Consider the following 16,978-nt stretch of genomic DNA (forward strand, 5'->3'; position numbering starts at 1 on the left):
AGCACTCGCAGCGTCAACGCAGTCGTGCCAGGAGGATCTTTGCTTTCCGCCTTCGTGTCGGCCCTCAGGACTCCTGACCTGAGACGGAAGATCCTCTTCACGCTCGGTCTGGTGGCCCTGTATCGCTTCGGTGCCACGCTGCCGTCGCCGGGTGTCGACTACGCCAATGTCCGAGCATGCATCGACCAGGTCTCCGGTGGAGACTCTGCGGGCATCTACTCGCTGATCAACCTGTTCTCCGGTGGAGCGCTCCTCCAGCTCTCGGTGTTCGCGATCGGCATCATGCCGTACATCACCGCCAGCATCATCGTGCAGCTGCTCACCGTCGTCATCCCGAAGTTCGAGGAACTCCGCAAGGAGGGACAGTCGGGGCAGGCCAAGATGACGCAGTACACGCGTTACCTGTCGATCGCGCTGGCCATCCTGCAGGCGACCGGCCTGGTGGCCCTCGCCTCCCGCGGCCAACTTCTGCAGGGATGCCAGCAGGACATCATCGCCGACCAGAGCATCTTCGGCCTCGTCATCATCGTGCTCGTCATGACCGCAGGTGCAGCCGTCGTGATGTGGTTCGGTGAGGTCATCACCGAGCGCGGCGTCGGCAACGGAATGTCGCTGCTCATCTTCGCCGGAATCGCCTCGCGTATCCCCTCCGAGGGCAACTCGATCCTCGAGAGCCGTGGTGGGCTGGTGTTCGGATTCGTCTGCTTCGCAGCGTTCCTGATCATCACCGGCGTGGTGTTCGTCGAGCAGGGTCAGCGCCGAATTCCCGTCCAGTACGCCAAGCGCATGGTCGGTCGAAAGATGTACGGCGGCTCCTCCACCTACCTTCCGCTCAAGGTCAACCAGGCCGGCGTCATCCCGGTGATCTTCGCGTCCTCGCTGCTGTATCTGCCCAACCTGATCGCCCAGCTCACCTCGGCCAGCACCGCGGTCGATCCGAGCTGGTGGCAGCGCATCATCAACGAGTACCTGGTGAACCCGGCCAACCCGGTGTACATCGCGATCTTCTTCGGTCTGATCGTGTTCTTCACGTACTTCTACGTGGCGATCACGTTCAACCCCGAAGAGCGCGCCGACGAGATGAAGAAGTTCGGCGGGTTCATCCCGGGCATTCGTCCGGGCAAGCCGACCGCCGACTATCTGAACTACGTCCTCAGTCGCATCACGTTGCCGGGCGCGGTCTACCTGGGCACCATCGCCGTGCTCCCGAACCTGTTCCTCGACATCGGCAGTTCGGGTGGAGGACAGAACCTCCCCTTCGGTGGCACCGCCGTGCTGATCATGGTCAGCGTCGGCCTGGATACCGTGAAGCAAATCGAAAGCCAGCTGATGCAGCGTAACTACGAAGGGTTCCTCAAGTGAGACTTGTTCTGCTCGGTCCCCCCGGTGCCGGCAAAGGCACCCAGGCCGTCCTCCTGTCCGAGAAGCTGGGCGTTCCACACATCTCGACCGGCGACCTGTTTCGCGCGAACATCGGTGAGAAGACGCCGCTCGGACTCGAGGCGAAGAAGTACCTCGATGCAGGCGACCTCGTTCCCAGTGAGCTGACCGTGGACATGGTCCGCAGCCGCCTCTCCGAGCCCGACGCCGTGAACGGCTTCCTGCTCGACGGCTTCCCACGTTCGGTGGGTCAGGCCGAGGCACTGGTCGGCATCCTGGCGGACCTGAACGCGAAGCTCGACGCCGTACTCTCGTTCGTCGTCGACGAGGACGTCGTCGTCGAACGCATGCTCGCGCGTGGACGCGAGGACGACAAGGAAGACGTCATTCGGAACCGACTCAAGGTGTACCGGGACGAGACCGCGCCCCTGCTCGATTACTACGAGGGACAACTCGTGACGGTCGACGCGATCGGTGAGGTGGACGAGGTCAACGCTCGCGCGCTGAAGTCCATCGAGGACCACGGCAAGTAATGGCATTCGGCCGTAAACGGAAGGTCGTGCCGTTCCGCAGTGCCGGCGAACTCGACGCGATGGCTGCGGCCGGCGCGGTCGTCGGCGCTGCTCTGGTGGCAGTGCGGGCAGCGGCGGTTCCCGGTGTCTCGACGCTCGAGCTCGACAGAGTTGCCGAGGCCGTCATCCGTGACGCCGGTGCGGTGCCGTCGTTCCTCGGTTACCACGGCTTCACCGGCAGCATCTGTTCGTCGGTCAACGACCGTGTGGTGCACGGCATTCCGTCGGCGGACGAGCTCCTGGTCGCAGGCGATCTGGTGTCCATCGACTGTGGGGCGGTTCTCGACGGTTGGCACGGAGACTCGGCGTGGACATTCGGTGTCGGCGACATCATCGAAGCCGATGCGATGCTGAGCGAGGCGACGAGGCTGTCGATGGAGGCAGGTATCGCCGCGATGCTTCCAGGCAATCGGCTCACCGACGTCTCGCACGCCATCGAATCCGGAACCCACGCGGCCGAGCAGGCGCACGGCCGCAAGTACGGGATCGTCGACGGATACGGCGGTCATGGCATCGGTCGTGAGATGCACATGGACCCGTTCCTCGCGAACGAGGGTGCGCCGGGTAAGGGACCGGAGCTGGTCGTCGGATCCACTCTGGCAATCGAGCCCATGCTGACCCTCGGCACGTACGACACCGACATTCTCGACGACGGCTGGACGGTCGTGACCACCGACGGATCCCGATCGGCGCACTGGGAACACACCGTTGCCGTCACCGAGGACGGGCCGCGGATCCTGACACTACGACCCAGCTAGGGTCACCAGGCCAGTGATCCGTAGCGTCGGCCGCCGCGGACCAGTCCGAGATGCGCAGCCACCAGACGAAGCCAGAGTCGAGTCGGCATCCTGGTCACTGCAGTGGGAAGCAGTGGGTTTCGTACGCCGAGCATCAGCAGGGCGACGGAGATCGTGCGAGCCCGGAAGGGCGGGCAGCCGTGTGCTCGGTGGAGTCCGCGTACGTGAGCCGATCCGTACCCGAGCGCGCCTGCCTGCTTCCAGTTCTCCCGACGTCCGGTGCGAAGTCGGTACGACACCAGTGGTTCGGCGATGAAAAGCAGTCGATACCCCGCGTGCTGTGCGCGCCACGAGAACTCCATGTCCTCGCTGGCGTGAACGTACTCGAGCATGCCGTCGAGCTCGACGTAGGTCGATCTGCGGCACGCCATGCTGGCACCGATGGCGAACGGTAGGAATGTCGACTTGCCCTGATCCGAGGGCGGTGCGAACGGTGTCGATGCGCGCACGGCAGCGGAGTTCAGCGTCTCCGTCTCCAGGCCGGTACCCACGATGTCGTACTCGTCGAGGCCGGCGACGATGCGCCGGAGCCAGTTCGGGTGGACCGCGTCGTCCGCGTCGCAGAAGGCGAGCAGGTCGCTGCGGGCGGCGTCTGCACCTCTGTTACGTGCGAACGATGCGCCCGGGGTTCCCGCAGCGTCGACGTACTGCAGGTCGAGCGCTCTACGGAGGCAATGGTTCTCGATGTGTTCGCGAAGGCCGTCGGTCGAGCCGTTGTCGCTGACGATCACCGTGAAGGGATGCTCGTAATCCTGTCGAGCGAGAGCTCGCAGTTGATCGTCGAGAACGTCCTTGGAGTTGTGTACCGGAATGATGACGGATACGCCCGGGTTGCCGGCGCGCGTGTCTGAGCTCAAGAGGGGTGCCTCGTGGTCGTCGTCGCGGACACGGCCGCCGCTGCGAGGGCAGGCGGGACGGCCCGTGTTGTGCGGCTGGGATACAGCCGGGCAGAACGCTAGCTCAGGAAATCGAACTGGGGCAACCGTTGACCCGGAGCATGGATGCGGAACGCATTTGGCCAGACGTGCATTACCCGGTAACATGGATCGACGGTGCGCCCTGCGTACCGGATGTTCGCGTGCCCTGGTGGCCTGCGAACCGTTCCGGCGGCACGTCGGCCCGTCGATTCGGGTCGGTCAGTGGGCATCACGGTAACGGAAACAGATGCAATCAACCAGGTGTGAGAGCCAGGATCGCGGAGGATATGGCCAAGAAAGACGGTGCTATCGAGGTAGAGGGCCGAGTTGTCGAACCGCTGCCCAATGCGATGTTTCGCATTGAGCTCGAAAACGGCCACAAGGTACTCGCTCACATCAGCGGAAAGATGCGTCAGCACTACATTCGCATCCTTCCCGAGGATCGCGTCGTGGTAGAGCTCTCGCCCTACGACCTCACGCGTGGACGCATCGTTTACCGCTACAAGTAAGAGCTTCCCCGGCCACGTCCGGTCGGGGGGAACCATGCTCGGAGCCGCTGCCTGCAGTGGGGCCGAGCTACACACAGGAGATCAACGACGTGAAGGTTCAGCCGAGCGTCAAGAAGATCTGCGAAAAGTGCAAGGTGATTCGTCGTAACGGGCGCGTCATGGTGATCTGCGACAACCTGCGTCACAAGCAGCGTCAGGGATAACCACCGAGCATTTCGCACGTCGGCTTGGCAACAGCTAGAAGATGACCTCCCAGCACCAACCGCGACACACGCGTTGCGGCATACCCCCGGCACGGAGGCCGGGGCCCCACTGAGTTGGTTGAAAGACGCTTCACACCCCAGCGGTGAGAAGGACACAGGGGACGGACTGGGAGCAGACCTCCGGACAAGAAAAGGAAATGCCACATGGCACGTCTCGCAGGTGTGGATCTGCCGCGCGAAAAGCGCATGGAGATCGCACTGACTTACATCTACGGCGTCGGCCGTACCCGCTCCAAGGAAATCCTCACAGCGACGGGCGTCAGCCCCGACCTGCGAAGCAAGGATCTCGGCGACGACGATCTGCGCAAGCTCAGCGATTACATCAACGAGTCCCTCAAGGTCGAGGGCGACCTGCGCCGCGAGGTTCAGGCCGACATCCGCCGCAAGATCGAAATCGGCTGCTACCAGGGTCTTCGCCACCGTCGTGGTCTGCCCGTCCGTGGACAGCGCACCAAGACCAATGCGCGTACCCGTAAGGGACCCAAGCGCACCATTGCCGGCAAGAAGAAGGCGAAGTAATGCCCCCCAAAGCACGCGGTACCGGTCCGAAGAAGGCGCAGAAGACGCGTCGCAGGGACAAGAAGAACGTCCCGCACGGATCTGCGCACATCAAGAGCACGTTCAACAACACGATCGTGTCGATCACCGACCCCGCCGGAAACGTCATCTCGTGGGCGTCCTCGGGACACGTGGGCTTCAAGGGCTCGCGCAAGTCGACTCCGTTCGCCGCACAGCTCGCAGCCGAGAACGCTGCGCGCAAGGCACAGGAGCACGGCGTCAAGAAGGTCGACGTGTTCGTCAAGGGTCCCGGCTCCGGCCGTGAGACCGCGATCCGCTCGCTTCAGGCCGCTGGCCTCGAGGTCGGCACCATCTCCGATGTCACCCCTCAGCCGCACAACGGCTGCCGTCCGCCCAAGCGGCGTCGGGTCTAGCGGGAAGGAAAGGTTTAGAAAATGGCACGTTATACCGGTCCTATCACCCGCAAGTCGCGTCGTCTGCGCGTCGACCTCGTCGGAGGCGACCAGGCGTTCGAGCGTCGTCCCTACCCGCCCGGCCAGCACGGCCGCGCGCGGATCAAGGAGAGCGAGTACCTGCTTCAGCTGCAGGAGAAGCAGAAGGCTCGCTTCACCTACGGCGTCATGGAGAAGCAGTTCCGTCTGTACTACAAGGAAGCCAACAGGACCGTCGGCAAGACCGGCGAGAACCTGCTGACCATCCTCGAGAGTCGTCTCGACAACGTCGTCTACCGCGCCGGACTGGCACGTACGCGTCGTCAGGCCCGTCAGCTGGTCACGCACGGTCACTTCCTGGTGAACAACAAGCGCGTCGACATCCCCAGCTACCGCGTCTCGCAGTACGACATCATCGACGTCCGTGAGAAGTCGGCTCAGACACTGCCGATCCAGATCGCCCGCGAAAGCTACGGCGACCGTCCCGTCGCCCCGTGGCTGCAGGTCGTTCCCAACCGTCTTCGCATCCTGGTTCACAGGTTGCCGGAGCGCGCACAGATCGACGTGCCGCTCCAGGAGCAGCTCATCGTCGAGTACTACTCGAAGTAAGGCGCGGCACGCATGTGAGTCTCCCCGCGAGGCTCACATGCGTCTTCGCCTCCACACGTGGGCGTCAAATAGCGGACGCCCGTACAGGAGGAACACACAATGCTCATTTCACAGCGCCCGACGCTGACCGAAGAGGTCATCGCCGACAACCGCTCGAAATTCGTCATCGAACCGCTCGAGCCCGGCTTCGGTTACACACTCGGCAACTCGCTCCGCCGCACCCTGCTGTCGTCGATCCCCGGCGCTGCTGTCACCAGCATCCGTATCGACGGCGTCCTCCACGAATTCACCACCGTCCCCGGAGTCAAGGAAGATGTCACCGACATCATCCTGAACCTCAAGGGCCTCGTGGTGAGCTCCGAAGAAGACGAACCGGTCACCATGTACGTCCGCAAGCAGGGCCCAGGCGCTGTGACCGCAGGCGACATCGTGCCTCCGGCCGGCGTCACGGTGAACAACCCCGATCTGCACATCGCGACCCTGAACGACAAGGGCAAGTTGGAGATCGAGCTCGTCGTCGAGCGCGGTCGCGGCTACGTCCCCGCCGTTCAGAACAAGGCATCGGGTGCCGAGATCGGCCGTATTCCGGTCGACTCGATCTACTCGCCCGTGCTCAAGGTCACCTACAAGGTGGAGGCCACCCGCGTCGAACAGCGCACCGACTTCGATCGGCTCGTTCTCGATGTGGAGACCAAGAATTCCATCACCGCGCGGGACGCGCTCGCTTCGGCGGGCAAGACCCTGGTTGAGCTCTTCGGCCTCGCCCGTGAGCTGAACGTCGAAGCAGAAGGCATCGAGATCGGACCCTCGCCCGCCGAGGCCGATCACATCGCTTCCTTCGGACTCCCCATCGAGGATCTGGACCTCACCGTCCGGTCCTACAACTGCCTCAAGCGCGAGGGTGTTCACACCGTCGGCGAGCTGGTTGGTCGTACCGAGTCCGATCTGCTCGACATCCGTAACTTCGGGCAGAAGTCCATCGACGAGGTGAAGGTCAAGCTGCATTCGCTCGGCCTCTCCCTCAAGGACAGCCCCGCGTCGTTCGATCCGAGCACCGTGCCTGGCTACGACGCCACCACGGGCACGTGGAGTGACACCGACGCCGGCTCCTTCAGCGACACCGAAGGTGCCGAGCAGGACTACGCCGAGACAGAACAGCTGTAATCAGCTCGCTGGAGCTCTTACTAGGAGATTCATCATGCCCAAGCCCACCAAGGGCCGCCGTCTCGGCGGGTCGGCGTCGCACCAGAAGGCCATCCTGGCCAACCTGGCGACGTCACTCTTCGAGCACGGCCGCATCACCACCACCGAGTCGAAGGCCAAGCGCCTTCGTCCGCACGCCGAGAAGCTCGTCACCCACGCCAAAAAGGGTGACCTGGCGCATCGTCGTGAGGTTCTCAAGACGATCAACAACAAAGATGTCGTGCACAAGCTGTTCGCCGAGATCGGGCCTTTCTTCGCCGATCGCGACGGTGGCTACACACGCATCATCAAGACCGTCCCCCGCAAGGGTGACAACTCGCCGATGGCCATCATCGAGCTCGTCAACGAGCAGACGGTGTCCAACGAGGCAGATCGCGCACGCCGCGTGAAGGCTTCGCAGGCTGCTCCCGCCGCAACCGAGGCTCCGGCCGAGGACGCGACCGACGAGAACGTCGTCGAGGCTGTCGAAGCCGACGCGACCGACGCCGAGGTGGCCAACGCCGACGCAGTCATCGACGGCATCGAGGACAACGACGCACACGCGTCGGACGCCCCCGAGGCCGAGGAAGCAAAGAAGGACTAGTCCTTTTGAGCTCCGAGCACGATCGAAGCGGGCCCGCCATTCCCTCAGGGGAAGGCGGGCCCGCTTTTTCGGTACCCACCAGATTTCGGCTCGACATCTCCTACGACGGCACGCACTTCTCCGGGTGGGCGCGTCAACCGGGCATCCGCACCGTCTGCGGAGTGCTCGAGGAAGCCTTCACCACGGTGCTGCGGCAGCCGATCGAGCTGACCGTGGCGGGCCGAACCGACGCGGGAGTCCACGCAACGGGTCAGGTGGCGCACTTCGATGCCGTCGACGTTTCGGACGATCACGACAGGCTGGTCCGGCGAATGGCCCGGTTTCTGCCCACCGATGTTCGAGTGCGAGCCATCAGCACCGTCTCCCGTGATTTCGACGCGCGGTTCTCGGCGTACCGCAGGCACTACGAGTACCGGTTCGGCACGGCGCTCTACGGCGTCGACCCCCTCGACGTGGCCGGTGTCGTCTCGTGGCCGAGGCCCATCGATCTCGGTGCGGTGCAGGAGGCATCCGCGAGATTGATCGGTCTGCACGATTTCGCCGCGTTCTGCAAGCGACGTGACGGGGCGACCACCGTTCGAGAACTGCAGCGGTTCGACTGGGAGCGCGACGGCGATCGACTCACCGCGTACGCCAGTGCCGACGCATTCTGCTGGTCGATGGTCCGCAGTCTCGTCGGTGCCATGCAGGCCGTGGGGGAAGGTCGGCGAACTCCCGACTGGGCGCAGTCGCTGTTGACGCGCCGCGAGAGAGCGAGCGAGGTGGCCGTGGCTCCGGCGCACGGCTTGTCCTTGGTTCGAGTCGACTATCCACCCGCCGACGAACTGGCCGCCCGGAACGCGGCCACCCGCGAGGTGAGATCGGCGATCACCGGCGACGGTTGCTGTGGGGGAGAGGGCTGACCGAACGCCCCCGGGTCTACTGTCGGAGCGATGAAGCCGATACAGCTCGCCGTCGTCGTCGGCAGTGTGCGCGCCGGTCGAGTGGGCCCGACCGTCGCTTCGTGGGTTCGAGGTGTTGCCGCCGAACGCGCCACCGTCGAGGTGGTCGAGGTCGACTTGGCCGATTTCGATCTGCCGAACTCGCTCGTTCCGTGCGAGGACTCCGAGCGCTTCACCCGGACCGTCGGCGGCGCCGACGCCTTCGTGTTCGTCACCCCCGAGTACAACCACGGCGTGCCCGGCGCGTTGAAGACCGCCCTGGACACGGTGAAGTACGAGTGGCGTGGCAAGCCGGTCGGATTCGTCTCGTACGGTGGGCTCGGCGGGGGAATTCGAGCCACCGAACAGCTACGGCAGATCACCGCCGAACTGCACATGGTCTCCGTCCGAGACGTCGTGTCGCTGCATCGGGTGCGCAAGCGGTTCGACGAGTCGGGACGCATCGACGACGCAGCCGCCGTCGACGGCCTCGGGCGTCTTCTCGACCAGCTCGAGTGGTGGGCGGACGCGGTGGCAGGCGCTCGTGGGCGGGCCGACTACCCCGGTTGAGAATCGGTCAAGCACGTACGGCGGGGCGCAGGCTCCGGGGCCGGCCGATGAACGCCGTCTCCTGAGGAATCGTGACAAGCGTCAACTCGACGTCGAGTGGACCGGACCGGACTCGAATTCGATCACCCGACGCATGGGGCTGGACGATCGTCAGATCCGGTTCCGGTCGCGGGGCGCTTCGCTCCTGCTCGGTGTGGCCGATCCGCGGCACGTGCTCGGACAACGAGATCACGGTGACGCCCGAAAGCTCCTGTTGCGCAGGGGGTGCCGAACCGTCGGCGAAGTCGGTGAGGATCACGTCGTACGACGTGCGTGAACGGAACGTGGTGCCGTCGACCAGTAGTCGATCGGGAGCACCGATGGCGTCGAGGAGCGCTCGCCAGGCATGGGGGCGGTCGGTGCGGACGAGGATTCTGGCGCCGGTGGCGATGGCGCGGAAGAGCAGTTGCTGAGCGAGGTAGAGCTCTCCGACGACCCGAACCCGACTCAGACCCGGTCCGAACAGCCGGACGGCGACGCCGTGTCCGCCGGCGTCGGATCCCAGCAGCTGGCCGCAGCCACTCACCGGTAGCAACAACTCGTCGACCGACGAGATATCGAGAACTCGGCTGGGAGACAACGACTTCGGTACGGGTATGGCCAACGGAAGCTGTGCGAGGATGCCGTCGCGTTGACTTGCGCTCATCGAGGTCAACGCGTGTACACGAGGCTTCGTGATCGGTGTCCGGGCGGAGAAACTGCACGACCCACGCACGCGCACCTTCCCGGTGTCGCGGGTCGGCTGCAGGTGGAACGACATCGTCGTTCCGAGTGACGGTGTTGCCCACAGGGTGGCGATGTCCTCGGCAGTGATTGCGCTGCAATCGATTCCGAACACCGTGCTCGACGCACCCGGCAGGGGTGCTGTCGACCATGTCTGGGTCAGATCGTCGATACCGACCCCTCGGCACAGGTGCAACACGGCCGACCGAAGCTCGGAACCCGTCAACAGTCGCGAGGACAGACCGTGGGCGTGCAGAGCGCGAAGGACCCGCGTGGTCGCAACGACAGCGGTACGGGCGGCTCCGGCTCTCCCTCCGCCTCTGACCTCGATCGCCCGAGCATTCGCGCGCAAGTCGAGAGTCACTGCTACCCAGACGGTTCGCACCGCTACCGCAGGCAGCGGACCGATGAGTCCCTCGTAGACCTCGGTGGCGACCGAACCTGCCGAGCTGCGGCAGCCGAGTGCGACGACGTCGATCGCGCGGACCTCGATGTCGTGCTGCCGCAGACACGACGCCAACGCATCGACGGGAAGTGCGTGCTGTGTAGCGGCGCTCGCCCTGCCGAGGACCGTGGTGGCGTGCCGGGGCGGGACGATCTCGAGGGTGCAGGTGACGGTGTCGCGCTGCCAATGGACCCCGACCGGGCCGTCTGCGGTGCCGGTGTGTTCCGTGGTGACGCCGACAGCGGGGGAACGATCGGCGAGGAGCCGCCAGATGGACCGAACCCAGTCGACGACCGATCTGCGCCGGATCGCCACGAACGGAACAAGCGCCACCGCCGCAGCGACGAGCAGCACCGCCCAGGGCCGCATCTGCGCCGCGAACAGCGGCAGACCGATCGCCACGGCCGCGGTCTCGGCCACGATCACCCGCCGAACCGTGGGTGCGACGAAAGGAACGGCGGCTCGCCTACGCCCTGCCGAATCGGTACGCCTCATCGAAACCCTCCCCCCGAAGGTCACAGAGCCATCGACGACCGCAACACGGTCGCCGAGGTGTGCGGACGAACTGTACTGTGTCGCGTGACCCGAATGGGGATCGGGTCGTCTGCACAGTCCTGGGGAGGAATCGTGGCGTCGACGCCGACAACGAAGTGGCAGGTCGGCGGTTACCGCTTCCTCGTCCGCAGGATGGAACACGCGTTGATCAGGCGCGACGCTCGAATGCTGCACGATCCGATGAGGTCGCAGACGCGAGCGCTGCTGGTCGGTGTCGTCATCGCCTGCATCGGTTTGGCGGGATGCGCTGCCCTGGCACTGTTTCGGCCACAGGACAAGATCGGCGACGCATCGATCGTGGTCGGCAAGGACTCGGGCGCGATGTTCGTGAAAGTGGACGACGTGTTCCATCCGGTGCTCAATCTCGCATCGGCTCGATTGATCGTCGGCAAGCCGGACGATCCGTCGACGGTCCAGGAATCCGAGTTGTCGTCACGACCTCGCGGCGCACTGGTGGGTATTCCCGGTGCACCGTCTGCGCTGCCGCACGACGGCGACGGCAACGCGCAGTCGTGGACCGTCTGCGACACCGTCGACCCGATCGCAGGAGTCACCTCGACGACGGTGCTGGTGGGCGATCCTCGCTACGGTGACAGCACGGCTGCGCTCGCCGAGTCCGAGGCGTTCCTCTGGACATCCAACGGCACTGCGTATCTCGTGCACGACGGCACCAGATCGCCGGTCGACCTGAACAACAGGGCGGTGGTCCGCGCACTCGGACTCGAGGACGCGACACCGTCCCCTGTCAGTACGGGTCTGCTCAACTCCGTGCCCGAATCACCACCCATCGCAGCGCCGTTCGTTCCCCGAGCAGGTGAGGCTCCCGCGTTCCCGTTCGACGGGCGGACGATCGGTTCGGTCGTCAAGGTCGCCGGGCGCGACGTCCAGTACTACGTGGTACTCGAGGACGGAATCCAGGCGATCGACGAAACAGCGGCCCTGCTCATCAAATTCACCGATTCGCAGGGCAGTCCGGATATCGCAGCCGTCAATCCCGACCTGCTCGCTGACGCACCCACAACCTCGTCCGGACTGGAGGTGTCGACGTTCCCGGCGACCACTCCCGAGATAGTCGATACCGGTGAGCGTCCTGTGGGCTGCCTGACGTGGGAGCCGCTCGCAGTGGCGGACGGCGGACCGTCTGCTCGACTGGTCGAGTCCGCCGGCCGTGGGTTGCCGCTCGAGACCGGTGCACTACCGGTTGCGTTGGCTCAGGCCGATGGGGGCGGTGACGCCGTCGACCAGGTCTATCTGGCACCCGGTAGCGGCGGGTTCGTGCGCAGTACCGGCATCTCGACGTCGAGTACACGCCAGGGCAGCGTCTTCTTCGTGGCCGACACCGGAGTGCGCTACGGCGTCGATGGTCCCGAGGCCGCGTCGGCGCTGGGGTTCGGACCGCCGGCACCCGCACCATGGCAGATCCTCCAATTGCTCGGCAGCGGGCCCACTCTGGGGCGCGGACAGGCATTGACGATGCACGACGGAGTCGGCCCCGACCCGCGGGCCGCCGCACTTCCGACGAAGTAGCGCCGGTTCAATCGGATCTACCGCGTCGGCGCAGTGGCACCGACAGGGCGAGCCCGAGCGCCAGGATCACCGCCACCAGCACCGAACCGGTGACCGCTGCGGTCCGCGGGCGATGATCCGGCGCAGGCGGTGGCAACGGAGCAGTCATCGCGACACTGTCCGCAGGCACCGACAGGGGAGCAGGCGTCACCGAATCGGTCACCGCGGCAAGCGGATCGACGATGCCGTGGCCGACGAGGGGGTTCCACCCCTCGGCCGGCGCATGCGCCGTTCGTTGGATCCGGTCCACCACCTCCAGCGCCGACAACTCGGGGCGGTGGGCGCGCACCAGCGCCGCCACCGCAGCAACGAGCGGTGCGGCAAAGCTCGTTCCGGTCATGGGAACGACGCCATCGGTGCCCCGGGTGCCGTTCGCCAGTCCGCTGCCCGTCGGCGACAGTGAGGTCATATTCGAACCAGGAGCCGCGACGTCGACCCATGGACCGCCCAGACTGAACGAAGACGGTGTGCCATCCGATTCGACCGAACCGACGGTCAACACGTCGTCGAACCACGCCGGAGTCGCGATGGTCGCGAAGGAGGCCCACGGGTCCGCGTCGGGCCGAAGCGGGTCCGTCATCGGGTTCTGGGCCCGGCAGGCCGCGCTGCCGAGATTACCGGCTGCTGCAACGACGACGACGTTCTTCTCTCGGACGGCGTACTGCACGGCCGCGCCGAGCGGACCGTCGGGCACACCGCCTCCGGCGGGCACGCAGGCGACCTCGGAGATGTTGATGACCGAGGCCCCCGCGTCCACCGCAGTTCGGATGGCCATGGCCATGGTGCGTACGTTGCCGTAGCCGGCGGCGTTCTCCGGCTCGCCCGCCTGCTCCTCCTCCGGCCTGTTGTCGACGATCTGAAAGACATTGCTGGACTGACGAATCGACAGAATTTGTGCATCGGGTGCGCCTCCGGCGAATCCGCTGCCCGGTGCGGTCTGTGCGGCGATCAGGCCGGCGACCATCGTCCCGTGCGCATCGCAGTCGAACAACCCGTCACCTGCGCCGACGTAGTCACCGCCGGCGATCAGACCCGGTAGGCGTGGATGAGCGGTGACTCCGGTGTCGATGACGGCGACCACTTGACCTGCCCCACGCGTGATGGGCCAGACCGATGCGAAGTCGAGCGTCTTCAGTGCGGTCGGCACGTCCTGAACATCGGTGGCCGCGGACGGAAGGGCGCAGGCGTTCTTCTGTTCCGTGGGTTCGAGAGGGCCGGGAGGACTCGGCGGAGGAAGCTGGAACGGGTCGATCACCGGACGTTCGGCGCCTGCCGGATACACCCCGATGACCGCGTTCGAAAACAGGGCGAGAGCAGTGAACGCCGCGATGACGATCGTTCGCTGCCGGCGCGTTGTCACAGCCCGCGGACGACGCTGTACAGACCGCACACCCACACTGCGATCGGAATGACCAGGGCGATGGCCGCGTATTCCAGCAGTTCGGCCGACCGCCGCATCACCGGCGAGTACGTGCGTGTGGGCACGAAAGCTCCGAAGATCGATGCCGTCACCGCGCCGGCCAGTGCCGCACCGAACAGGGCGAGCGCGTGTTCGGGCAACGCAACGAGCGCACCGATCGACAGCGCCAGCAGAATCGTCGTTCCCCCTGCAACCAACGGAACTGCGTGCGTCACCACCGCATAGGTGCGTCCGCGCAGAAGCAGGACGAGCGCACACAATCCCGCGAGCGCGACCCCCGGCCACCGGACGCCACCGTCGGAATCGGCTGCTGCCGCAACCAGCACGCCCGCCACGACGGCAACAGTGAACGCCGACAGCAGGCCGGACAGACAGCTACGCGCCACAGCTGCGGAGGCCTGCAGATCCGCGAACGAGATCGCGTCGAGCTCGGCCTCCTCGACCGTGTCCAGCGGTGCTCCTGCGGTGGGAACCGGTGGAAGCGGCAACTTGGCCTGCATCATCGACACCCGGGCAGAGAGCGCAATTCCCGCCAGGCCGGTGAGAGCGACCGCGGTGCCGATCGACGGTTGGGGCACGGTGGTGAAAAGCGCGCACACCGACGCAGCGAACGTCAGAACTGCGAGCACGATCGCAGCGGTGAACAGTGCGAACCCGGTCCCGCCGATGCGAAGGGACAGCAGAGCCACAGCGCCCGCCATGGCCGAACCCAGCATCAGCTGAGCCGCACCGAACTGCCCGGGTACCAGCACAGTTCCGCCGGTGAACATCAGCGCTACGGCACATCCGCCGAAGACGACAGCGACGGCGTACTGGTCGTACACCCGCCCCAGAATCACCCCCGCGATCGCGAAGAGAATCGACGCAGTGACGGCAGCGAATCCCTCGACGACACTGCCGACATGCTCGGCTCCCGCACGGATCGGCTCCCGCGCCAGGACCGCGCATGCCACCAACACCGACAGACCGGTGACGACCGAACCCACCGTGCGCGCCGTACGCGCAGTCCACTGCCGAACATCGTCACCACCCGACCGTGCAACCGAATACATGAGGTCGTCGAAGAGGGGAACCGGAGCGGGCCGCTCGGCCACACCCAGCACGAGCAATTCCCCGTCGCGCACCGACAGCTCGGCCAACGTCGCAGTCGGCGACAACGGTGGAAACCCGATCCGCGCAAGCGTCCACGCCACCGGCAACCCGTCCGACACGGGATCCCCGTCGCTCGGCTCACCGCGTCCCGAACCAGGCCGCACTCCCGCTCTCCCGGGTCGTTCCGTGGGCTCCACTCCCGCTCTCCCGGGTCGTTCCGTGGGCTCCACTCCCGCTCTCCCGGGTCGTTCCGCGGGCTCCACTCCCGCTCTCCCGGGTCGTTCCGCGGGCTCCACTCCCGCTCTCCCGGGTCGTTCCGCAGGCTCCACTCCCGCTCTCCCGGGTCGTTCCGCAGGCTCCACTCCCGCCGCCGCAATCATGTCGACGATTCCCGGAACGAGAAGGGAGACAGGAACGTCGATCGGCAGCGCCATGTCCACCTGCGTGGACCTGGCCAACACCGTCACCCGACAGACGTCCTGCGCGAAGACGGACTGTGCGCCCGATGCCCGCAGACTCGCGTCCGGCGCGGTGGGCGACTGTGTCGGATCGGCAGGTCCCGTGCGCGGTGGCACAATGCCGGCCGATGGACGGCTGTCGGCGCGTGTCATGAAGATCCCCCCGGATACGTACGATTCGCGTGCCGATGCCCGCCCCAGTGGGCATCGGTGTCCAAACCTTACGACATCGCTGCGACAAGCAACCGGTCGTCGGAATCCACCTGCGACGTGCGCAGCTCTCAGGCAGGAACCAGATCGCTGACCTGTGCGAGCAACTCGAACGAGCGAAGCCACGACGCGCGGTCGGACACACCGGACGCGACGATCAGCTCGTCCGCCCCTGTGCGTTCGGCGAATCGATCGAGATAGTCCTTCACCATGTCAGGAGTGCCCACCGCCGAGTACTTGGTCATGTTCGCGATCTGTTGACCCGCAGGCGCTTCGAGGACCATGTCGGCTTCCTCGTCGGTGAAGGTTCGGCCGCGGCCGAGCAGCAGGCTGACGCGACTGCGCTTGGTGCGCAGGAACTGAGCCTGTGCCTCGGCCATCGAATCGGCCGCGATCACGTTCACACCCACGATCAGGTGCGGCTCCGACAGTTGCGCGGACGGTCGGAAGTCTCGCCGATAGATCTCGACGGCCTGCTCGAGGGCGTCGGGTGCGAAGTGCGACGCGAAAGCATAGGGCAGGCCGAGTGCGGCCGCGAGCTGCGCGCCGAACAGCGAGGACCCGAGGATGTACAGCGGTACCTCGGTACCCGCGCCGGGAGTTGCGCTCACTCCGGGAATCAGGGACTCCGCCGACAGGTAGCCCTGCAGTTCCTGGACATCCTGGGGAAAGCGATCTGCCGACGCGGGATCTCGCCGCATCGCCCGCATCGTCACCTGGTCGCTGCCGGGGGCGCGGCCGAGACCCAGATCGATCCGTCCCGGGTGCAGCGTCGCCAGAGTGCCGAACTGCTCGGCGATGGTCAGCGGCGCGTGATTGGGAAGCATGATCCCGCCGGATCCGAGCCGGATTCGCTCGGTGTTGGCAGCGACATGCGCGATGAGCACCGACGTGGCCGACGACGCGATCGTCTTCATGTTGTGGTGCTCGGCGTACCAGATGCGTCGGTATCCCCAGTTCTCGGCATGCTGAGCGAGAGTGACGCTTGCATCGAAGCTGTCGCGGACTGTTTCGCCCTCGCCCACATGAGCGAGGTCGAGGATGGACAAGGGTACGGACACGGTTGGGGCCAGCCTTTCGTTCGTCGAGCACGCGGCAGAAGAGCCACATCGATGTGCAACGGCGTCGGGCAGCGTTCTATTTCTCGACCGTCCGACGGGCGCGACGGCAGCTGTGGACCGGCCGGTCTTCGATGCG

The 16,978-nt window shown here is 65.7% G+C and carries 18 protein-coding genes; 13 read left to right on the forward strand and 5 right to left on the reverse strand.

Annotated features, from left to right (window positions below):
• Window positions 1-39 precede the first annotated feature (39 nt).
• Genes secY through map form a run of 3 tightly spaced genes read left to right on the forward strand, consistent with a single transcriptional unit; the run spans window position 40 to window position 2,710 of the window.
• Window positions 40-1,362, forward strand: a complete 1,323-nt coding sequence (gene secY, locus CH273_RS23595; RefSeq protein ID WP_032397531.1) for a preprotein translocase subunit SecY — start codon at window positions 40-42, stop codon at window positions 1,360-1,362.
• Window positions 1,359-1,913 carry an adenylate kinase gene (locus CH273_RS23600; RefSeq protein ID WP_032397530.1) on the forward strand — a complete coding sequence of 185 codons (555 nt, stop codon included), beginning with the start codon at window positions 1,359-1,361 and terminating at the stop codon, window positions 1,911-1,913. Before secY ends, CH273_RS23600 begins: the two co-directional genes overlap by 4 nt.
• Window positions 1,913-2,710: a type I methionyl aminopeptidase gene (gene map / locus CH273_RS23605; protein WP_032397529.1), complete on the forward strand. Its 798-nt coding sequence runs from the start codon at window positions 1,913-1,915 to the stop codon at window positions 2,708-2,710. The genes CH273_RS23600 and map overlap by 1 nt, the downstream gene beginning before the upstream one ends.
• Window positions 2,711-2,712: 2 nt before the next feature.
• Here map and CH273_RS23610 read toward each other — a convergent pair whose 3' ends face one another.
• A complete protein-coding gene (locus CH273_RS23610; protein ID WP_052050180.1) occupies window positions 2,713-3,606 on the reverse strand; it encodes a glycosyltransferase family 2 protein in 894 nt (297 codons plus the stop codon).
• 347 nt (window positions 3,607-3,953) lie between these two features.
• Here CH273_RS23610 and infA point away from each other — a divergent pair, with 347 nt between their 5' ends.
• From infA to CH273_RS23655, 9 genes are all read left to right on the forward strand, one after another.
• On the forward strand, window positions 3,954-4,175 hold the full coding sequence (gene infA, locus CH273_RS23615; RefSeq protein WP_005140011.1) for a translation initiation factor IF-1: 222 nt from the start codon (window positions 3,954-3,956) through the stop codon (window positions 4,173-4,175).
• Between the two features lie 89 nt (window positions 4,176-4,264).
• Window positions 4,265-4,378 carry a 50S ribosomal protein L36 gene (gene rpmJ / locus CH273_RS23620; protein WP_025347279.1) on the forward strand — a complete coding sequence of 38 codons (114 nt, stop codon included), beginning with the start codon at window positions 4,265-4,267 and terminating at the stop codon, window positions 4,376-4,378.
• A gap of 204 nt (window positions 4,379-4,582) precedes the next feature.
• A complete protein-coding gene (rpsM, locus tag CH273_RS23625) occupies window positions 4,583-4,957 on the forward strand; it encodes a 30S ribosomal protein S13 (protein ID WP_008718227.1) in 375 nt (124 codons plus the stop codon).
• Window positions 4,957-5,370 (forward strand): 30S ribosomal protein S11, encoded by a 414-nt coding sequence (gene rpsK, locus CH273_RS23630; protein WP_027496331.1) that lies wholly within the window; start codon window positions 4,957-4,959, stop codon window positions 5,368-5,370. Before rpsM ends, rpsK begins: the two co-directional genes overlap by 1 nt.
• 21 nt (window positions 5,371-5,391) lie before the next feature.
• Complete coding sequence (gene rpsD, locus CH273_RS23635) at window positions 5,392-5,997, forward strand: 30S ribosomal protein S4 (protein WP_032397528.1); 606 nt, start codon at window positions 5,392-5,394, stop codon at window positions 5,995-5,997.
• Between the two features lie 99 nt (window positions 5,998-6,096).
• On the forward strand, window positions 6,097-7,161 hold the full coding sequence (locus CH273_RS23640) for a DNA-directed RNA polymerase subunit alpha (protein ID WP_008718222.1): 1,065 nt from the start codon (window positions 6,097-6,099) through the stop codon (window positions 7,159-7,161).
• Window positions 7,162-7,195: 34 nt separating this feature from the next.
• On the forward strand, window positions 7,196-7,783 hold the full coding sequence (gene rplQ / locus CH273_RS23645; protein WP_032397527.1) for a 50S ribosomal protein L17: 588 nt from the start codon (window positions 7,196-7,198) through the stop codon (window positions 7,781-7,783).
• Between the two features lie 5 nt (window positions 7,784-7,788).
• Window positions 7,789-8,685: a tRNA pseudouridine(38-40) synthase TruA gene (truA, locus tag CH273_RS23650; protein ID WP_032397526.1), complete on the forward strand. Its 897-nt coding sequence runs from the start codon at window positions 7,789-7,791 to the stop codon at window positions 8,683-8,685.
• Window positions 8,686-8,715: 30 nt separating this feature from the next.
• Window positions 8,716-9,273 (forward strand): NADPH-dependent FMN reductase, encoded by a 558-nt coding sequence (locus CH273_RS23655; protein ID WP_032397525.1) that lies wholly within the window; start codon window positions 8,716-8,718, stop codon window positions 9,271-9,273.
• Window positions 9,274-9,280: 7 nt separating this feature from the next.
• On the opposite strand, the gene eccE is transcribed toward CH273_RS23655, so the two are convergent.
• Window positions 9,281-10,975: a type VII secretion protein EccE gene (eccE, locus tag CH273_RS23660; protein ID WP_032397524.1), complete on the reverse strand. Its 1,695-nt coding sequence runs from the start codon at window positions 10,973-10,975 to the stop codon at window positions 9,281-9,283.
• A gap of 93 nt (window positions 10,976-11,068) precedes the next feature.
• Between eccE and eccB the strand changes: the two genes are divergently transcribed.
• Window positions 11,069-12,562, forward strand: a complete 1,494-nt coding sequence (gene eccB, locus CH273_RS23665) for a type VII secretion protein EccB (protein ID WP_230597029.1) — start codon at window positions 11,069-11,071, stop codon at window positions 12,560-12,562.
• Between the two features lie 7 nt (window positions 12,563-12,569).
• Here the strand turns inward: eccB and mycP are convergent, their stop codons facing one another.
• The 3 genes from mycP to CH273_RS23680 form a co-directional block, all read right to left on the reverse strand.
• Window positions 12,570-13,961 carry a type VII secretion-associated serine protease mycosin gene (gene mycP, locus CH273_RS23670; protein WP_032397523.1) on the reverse strand — a complete coding sequence of 464 codons (1,392 nt, stop codon included), beginning with the start codon at window positions 13,959-13,961 and terminating at the stop codon, window positions 12,570-12,572.
• Window positions 13,958-15,724, reverse strand: a complete 1,767-nt coding sequence (eccD, locus tag CH273_RS23675; protein WP_094638072.1) for a type VII secretion integral membrane protein EccD — start codon at window positions 15,722-15,724, stop codon at window positions 13,958-13,960. The genes mycP and eccD overlap by 4 nt, the downstream gene beginning before the upstream one ends.
• A 128-nt stretch (window positions 15,725-15,852) precedes the next feature.
• The gene (locus CH273_RS23680) at window positions 15,853-16,842 is read right to left on the reverse strand and encodes an LLM class flavin-dependent oxidoreductase (RefSeq protein ID WP_032397521.1); all 990 of its coding nucleotides are present in this window, start codon (window positions 16,840-16,842) and stop codon (window positions 15,853-15,855) included.
• Window positions 16,843-16,978 lie beyond the last annotated feature (136 nt).

This window comes from Rhodococcus sp. 05-339-2, from assembly GCF_002258965.1.
GTDB lineage: Bacteria > Actinomycetota > Actinomycetes > Mycobacteriales > Mycobacteriaceae > Rhodococcoides.

Excerpts from the sequence above, each read along its gene's own strand:
- map (WP_032397529.1), top strand. The coding sequence starts at position 1,913 with ATGGCATTCGGCCGTAAACGGAAGGTCGTGCCGTTCCGCAGTGCCGGC.
- infA (WP_005140011.1), top strand. The coding sequence starts at position 3,954 with ATGGCCAAGAAAGACGGTGCTATCGAGGTAGAGGGCCGAGTTGTCGAA.
- rpsM (WP_008718227.1), top strand. The coding sequence starts at position 4,583 with ATGGCACGTCTCGCAGGTGTGGATCTGCCGCGCGAAAAGCGCATGGAG.
- rpsK (WP_027496331.1), top strand. The coding sequence starts at position 4,957 with ATGCCCCCCAAAGCACGCGGTACCGGTCCGAAGAAGGCGCAGAAGACG.
- rpsD (WP_032397528.1), top strand. The coding sequence starts at position 5,392 with ATGGCACGTTATACCGGTCCTATCACCCGCAAGTCGCGTCGTCTGCGC.
- CH273_RS23640 (WP_008718222.1), top strand. The coding sequence starts at position 6,097 with ATGCTCATTTCACAGCGCCCGACGCTGACCGAAGAGGTCATCGCCGAC.
- rplQ (WP_032397527.1), top strand. The coding sequence starts at position 7,196 with ATGCCCAAGCCCACCAAGGGCCGCCGTCTCGGCGGGTCGGCGTCGCAC.
- CH273_RS23655 (WP_032397525.1), top strand. The coding sequence starts at position 8,716 with ATGAAGCCGATACAGCTCGCCGTCGTCGTCGGCAGTGTGCGCGCCGGT.
- eccE (WP_032397524.1), bottom strand. The coding sequence starts at position 10,975 with ATGAGGCGTACCGATTCGGCAGGGCGTAGGCGAGCCGCCGTTCCTTTC.
- eccB (WP_230597029.1), top strand. The coding sequence starts at position 11,069 with ATGGGGATCGGGTCGTCTGCACAGTCCTGGGGAGGAATCGTGGCGTCG.
- eccD (WP_094638072.1), bottom strand. The coding sequence starts at position 15,724 with ATGACACGCGCCGACAGCCGTCCATCGGCCGGCATTGTGCCACCGCGC.